Source organism: Klebsiella planticola ATCC 33531 (assembly GCF_000735435.1).
Classification (GTDB): domain Bacteria; phylum Pseudomonadota; class Gammaproteobacteria; order Enterobacterales; family Enterobacteriaceae; genus Klebsiella; species Klebsiella planticola.
The window spans coordinates 1-2,023 of record NZ_JMPP01000073.1 but is presented as its reverse complement, the minus strand read 5'-3'; the positions used below and the strand labels follow the sequence as shown (position 1 = coordinate 2,023).

Sequence of the window (2,023 nt, the reverse complement as noted above, 5' to 3'; positions counted from 1 at the left end):
CCTGAAAGGCTATTATGGCTGGGATTTCATTAACGATACCCAGATCCTCACCCCGCGCCTGAAAACCCCTATGATCCGCCGTCAGCGTGGCGGCAAACTGGAATCCGTCTCCTGGCAGGAAGCGCTCGACTACGTCGCGACCCGTCTCAGCGCCATTAAGGCGAAGTACGGTCCGGACGCCATTCAGACCACCGGCTCCTCCCGCGGGACGGGGAACGAAACCAACTATGTGATGCAAAAGTTCGCGCGCGCCGTTATTGGTACCAATAACGTCGACTGCTGCGCTCGCGTCTGACACGGCCCTTCGGTTGCAGGTCTGCACCAGTCGGTCGGTAATGGCGCCATGAGTAATGCCATCACAGAGATTGATAACACCGATCTCGTGTTTATCTTCGGGTACAACCCGGCAGATTCACACCCTATTGTGGCGAATCACGTGATCAACGCCAAACGCAATGGGGCGAAAATTATCGTCTGCGATCCGCGTAAAATCGAAACCGCGCGTATCGCCGATATGCACATTGCGCTGAAGAACGGCTCGAACATCGCGCTGCTCAACGCCATCGGGCAGGTGATTATCGAAGAAGATCTCTACGATAAATCCTTCGTCGCCAGCCGTTCCGAGGGCTTCGACGAGTATCGCAAAATCGTCGAAGGCTATACGCCGGAGTCGGTGGAAACCATCACCGGCGTCAGCGCGCAGGAGATCCGCGCCTGTGCCCGGATGTACGCCGGCGCGAAATCCGCCGCCATCCTGTGGGGCATGGGCGTGACCCAGTTCTATCAGGGCGTGGAGACCGTGCGCTCGCTGACCAGCCTGGCGATCCTCACCGGCAACCTCGGCAAGCCGAGCGTCGGCGTCAACCCGGTGCGCGGCCAGAACAACGTGCAGGGCGCCTGCGATATGGGGGCGCTGCCGGACACCTATCCAGGCTATCAATACGTGAAGTTTCCGGAGCACCGCGAGAAGTTCGCCCGGGCCTGGGGCGTAGAGAGCCTGCCGGCGCATACCGGCTATCGCATCAGCGAGCTGCCGCACCGCGCGGCGCACGGTGAAGTGCGGGCGGCGTACATTATGGGCGAAGATCCGCTGCAGACCGACGCCGAGCTCTCTGCGGTGCGTAAAGCGTTTGAAGAGCTGGAGCTGGTGATTGTCCAGGATATTTTCATGACCAAAACCGCTGCGGCGGCCGACGTTATCCTGCCGTCCACTTCGTGGGGCGAGCACGAAGGCGTCTATACCGCAGCGGACCGCGGCTTCCAGCGCTTCTTTAAAGCGGTGGAGCCGAAGTGGGACCTGAAAACCGACTGGCAGATCATCAGCGAAATCGCCACCCGGATGGGCTATCCGATGCACTACAACAACACCCAGGAGATCTGGGACGAGTTGCGGCATCTGTGCCCGGACTTTTACGGCGCCACCTACGAGAAAATGGGCGAGCTGGGCTACGTCATGTGGCCGTGCCGCGATGAGTCCGACGCCGACCAGGGGACCTCTTATCTGTTTAAAGAGCAGTTCGACACCCCGAACGGCCTGGCGCAGTTCTTCACCTGCGACTGGGTTGCGCCGATCGATAAACTCACCGACGAGTATCCGATGGTGCTCTCCACCGTGCGGGAAGTAGGCCACTATTCGTGCCGCTCGATGACCGGCAACTGCGCGGCGCTGGCCGCGCTGGCGGATGAACCGGGGTATGCGCAAATCAATACCGCCGATGCCGCGCGACTGGGCATTGAGGATGAGGCGCTGGTGTGGGTGAACTCGCGGAAAGGCCGCATTATCACCCGCGCGCAGGTCAGCGATCGTCCGAATAAAGGGGCGGTCTATATGACCTATCAGTGGTGGATTGGCGCCTGTAACGAGCTGGTCGCGGAGAACTTAAGCCCGATAACCAAAACGCCGGAGTACAAGTACTGTGCCGTGAACGTTGAGCGCATCGCCGACCAGCGCGCCGCCGAGCAGTATGTGATTGATGAGTACACCAGGCTGAAAGCCCGTCTGCGCGAAAGCGCAATGGGTTAA

1 protein-coding gene is annotated in these 2,023 nt (G+C 60.1%); it reads left to right on the top strand.

Annotated features, from left to right (window positions below; all coding sequences use genetic code 11):
- Positions 1–2,023: formate dehydrogenase subunit alpha (fdhF, locus tag GRPL_RS00055; protein ID WP_080718653.1), on the top strand; the 2,023-nt coding region annotated here is incomplete at its 5' end.